Origin of the sequence: Rubrivirga sp. (assembly GCF_049648075.1) — a bacterium.
In the GTDB taxonomy this organism is placed as follows: domain Bacteria; phylum Bacteroidota; class Rhodothermia; order Rhodothermales; family Rubricoccaceae; genus Rubrivirga.
The window spans coordinates 1-3,497 of the sequence record NZ_JBARYR010000141.1 but is presented as its reverse complement, the minus strand read 5'-3'; the positions used below and the strand labels follow the sequence as shown (position 1 = coordinate 3,497).

4 protein-coding genes are annotated in these 3,497 nt (G+C 69.5%); 2 read left to right on the top strand and 2 right to left on the bottom strand.

The features are described from left to right. Window positions 1-743 (bottom strand): hypothetical protein (locus WBA11_RS03975; protein WP_424519429.1); only part of this gene is annotated, 743 nt, incomplete at its 3' end. Between the two features lie 85 nt (window positions 744-828). On the opposite strand from WBA11_RS03975, the gene WBA11_RS03970 reads away from it, so the two are divergent. Next, entirely contained in the window at window positions 829-1,749 is a 921-nt protein-coding gene (locus WBA11_RS03970; RefSeq protein ID WP_424519428.1) for a DUF4835 family protein, read from the top strand. A gap of 110 nt (window positions 1,750-1,859) precedes the next feature. Next, complete coding sequence (locus WBA11_RS03965; RefSeq protein ID WP_424519427.1) at window positions 1,860-2,639, top strand: J domain-containing protein; 780 nt, start codon at window positions 1,860-1,862, stop codon at window positions 2,637-2,639. A 48-nt stretch (window positions 2,640-2,687) separates the two neighbouring features. On the opposite strand, the gene WBA11_RS03960 is transcribed toward WBA11_RS03965, so the two are convergent. Further along, window positions 2,688-3,497, bottom strand: an 810-nt coding sequence (locus WBA11_RS03960) for a peptidylprolyl isomerase (RefSeq protein WP_424519426.1), incomplete at its 5' end; no start/stop codon positions are given.

Here is a 3,497-nt window from a genome sequence, read left to right as displayed (position 1 = left end):
GGGCCGCCGACGAAGCCGGCGCCGGCCGTGAACCGGACGGGATCGGTCGAGACGCCCGCCCGGAGCGCCAGCGCCTCAACGGGGCGGACCTCGGCGCCCGCCCGGACGGACAGCCCGAAGTCGAGGTCCTGGTCGGCGTCCAGCAACAGCAGCGCCTTGTCCGATGGCGAGTAGGCGAGACCCACTGTCACACCCGGCACCGTCGAGGACGAAAGCTGAAGGTCGGTCCTGTCGGAGCGTCCCAGGCCCAGCAGGTTGCGACCGGACAAGCCCGCGCGGAGTCCGCTGACCACGCGGCCCTGCACGCCGACGTCCACCAAGACCGCCGTCTCGCTCCCGAACCCCTCCGTCGAGGCCGACTCCACACCGACGTTGACGCCGATGTCCAACCGGCGCGTCGTGCTCAGGCGTACGGGACGGGCAAACCCGACTTGGACGCGCGTCTCGCGCCGCTCGGAAAAGCCGTAGGTCCGCGCATCGAGGGCGACCACGCCGAACGGAGTCGGCGACGCGACCGCGACGGCTCCGAGTTGGAGCTCGCTGAGCCCGAAGGCCTGGCTGGCCTGGACCGCTGCGCGGCCGGCCTCGAGGCCGGCGCGGGCGCCGGGGTTCGTGTGGCCCCAGACGGCTTGGAGGGCCGCTCCGGCCCGTCCCATCCCGAGCACGCGGGCGCCGCCCTCGGCGAGCTGGGCGTGCGCCGGGAGGGAAAACAGGGCGAGGGCCGCGAGGGCGAGGGCACGCATAATTGGGGCCACCTGACGTTCAGACGAGAACGGGAGCCGTGTAGATTTCTCCCCGCCGCCAACATACGTGTCCGCCTTGCGATCCGTGATTGCCTCCCTCCGCTCCGCTGCTGTCCTCGCCATCGTCCTGCTCGCGAGTGTCGGAGCCCGCGCGCAGGAGCTCAACTGCCAGGTCTCCATCGACCGCCAGTCGCTCTCGGGCAGCGAGTTCGGCTACCTCGACGAGTTCCGCACCGAGGTCACCCGCTACCTCAACAACCGGACGTGGACCGACGACATCTACGAGCCGACCGAGCGGATCGACTGCCAGGTCCAGATCACGTTCACCCAGGCCATCTCGCTCACGCAGTTCTCGGCCCAGGTCGTGTTCCAGTCCAGCCGGCCCATCTACGGCACGGCCTCTAGGACGACGGTCTTCCGCGTCTTGGACAACACGTGGCAGTTCACCTACACGCGTGGCCAGAACCTGATCTACGACCCCAACCGGTTCGACGCGCTCGCGTCCGTCCTCGACTTCTACGCGAACCTGATGTTGGGCTACGACTACGACACGTTCTCGGAGCTGGGCGGGACGGAGTTCTTCGACCGCGCCTTCCGCGTGTCCGAGCTCGCCCGGACGGATCTGGTCGCGGCCGAGCCGGGCGCCGGGTGGATCGGTCAAGGGTCCGAAGACCGAACGCGGAGCACGCTCATCCAAGAGCTCCTAGATCCGACGTTCGTCGCCGTCCGCCGTGCGCAGTTCGACTACCACTACGGCGTCCTCGACCAGTTCTTGATCGACCCCTTGCTGTCGACCGCGACCGCCCTCGAGGTGCTGACGTCGCTGCACGACCTGTACACCCAGTTCAACCGTCGGCGCTACGCGACGGACGTGTTTTTCGGGGCCAAATACCAGGAGATCGCGGCCCTCTTGACGGACGCCCCCGAGCGCAACCAGGCGTACGCGCTCTTGTCCGAGATGGACGCCGCGCACCTGAGCACCTACGACGTGTTGGTAAACGGCTAGCGCCGCGTTTCGTGGTACAGAGCGGCGACACACGGGGGGACAAACGGTGACCGGCAGGGGATCGGCACGATCCTCGCCTGATAAGACGGACGCCGACTCGTCCCCCGCTTATGCTACCTGCTGCATCGCCATACCGCGTCCTCGGGGTCACCGAAGGTGCTCCTGACGACGAGATTCGGCGCGCGTATCGCAAAATGGTGAGGCGGTACCACCCCGACCGCAATCCGGGAGATCCGACCGCTAAGGAGTCGTTTTTGCAAGTCCAGGCCGCCTTCGAGGCGCTCACGCCTCGCGATCGCGACGCCGGTTTCGACGCCGAGCGCGTGGTCTCGGAGATGCGGCGAGCGGCCGAAGAAGCCGAGCGACGCCGGGCTCGGTCGACGCCGGGCGGTCGCGTTTGGCAGCAGATTCGGATCGGCCTCGACAGACCGTTCTCGGAGAGCCTTCAGGCCCGGCTCGAGACCTCGAGGGCGAAGGTGGGCATCGCAGCCGGTCTGTTCGGGGGCGCCGCCATCGCCGCTCTGCTGGCCGCCGGTCTGGGCGCCGACTCTGTCGTCTCGGTGTCGCTCGGCGTTGCTCTCGCAGCAGTCGTCGGGACGTACGCCGTGCAGTCGGCCGAGACGACGCCGTGGGCGGTCGAGACCCATTGGAAGGGGCTCCGCGATCTCCGCTGGGGTGTCATCGTGGCGTGGACCGAGATCCGCGGCGTGCGCCAAGTCGAGGGCGCCGTCGACCTCGCGCTGACCCCGAACGGCTTCCGCCGCGTGCACGCGCTCGTCCCGTCCGGCGTGTTCATCGAGCCCGCCGTGTACCGCCTGCCCGTCCGAGACGGCTCGCGACTGATCCCCGCCCTGCGGGCACAACTCCAGGGCGGCGTCCGCCTTCGCTAGCCCTCGCCCTCGAGAACGGACGGAGTCGACCTCGAGGTCGACTCCGGACTACTCGCCGCGGTCTCTCGCTACGCGCGCCCGTCGAACCATGTCGCCCACCAAAAGCGCGTCGATGACGTCCTGGCCCTCGAGGACGCGGCCGAACGCCGTGTAGCGGCCGTCGAGGTGAGGCTGCGGGCTGTGCGTGACGAAGTACTGAGAGCCCTCGGTGTCCTTCCCCGAGCTCGCCATCCCAATCGTCCCCGTCTGGTAGCGGACGCGGGTGAACTCCGACCGGATCGCGGTCTCGGGGCCGCCGTAGCCGTCGCGCCGGACGTAGTCGCCGCCCTGGACGACGAAGTTGGCGACCACGCGATGGAACGGGACGCCGTCGTAGAGGCCGCCGGCCGCCGCTGTCGTGATCCGCTGGACTGTCTGGGGAGCGGCCTCTGTATCGAGCTCGATCACGACCTCGCCCCGGTCGGTCTCCAGGACCAACTGCGGATACGGCCCGACGGCCGCGAGCTGCGCCCAGTCGATGGTCGTCGTGGCGGCTCGCATTTCGTCGCCGGTCACCTCGACCTCGACGCCCTCGACGAGCCGGTCGTTGAGCGCGTCCCGGGCCGCGAGCCGGAGGGCCGGGTGCTCGCCCGCGAGGATGACGTCCATCAGGAACGTGATCTCGGTCCCGTCGCGCAGGTCTCCGATCGAGGACAGGATGGCGGACATCGGTTCGAGGTCGGCCGGCGCGGCGAGGTCGGCGTAGGCCTGGCGGAGCACGTCGCCGGAGCCGAGCGAGCGGAACAGGGAGTCAGCGAGGGCGGGGGCCGCGATGCTGGTCGTGGCCAAGTCGCCGCGGCGGACGGCTTGGGCGAAGGC

Excerpts from the sequence above, each read along its gene's own strand:
- WBA11_RS03965 (WP_424519427.1), top strand. The coding sequence starts at position 1,860 with ATGCTACCTGCTGCATCGCCATACCGCGTCCTCGGGGTCACCGAAGGT.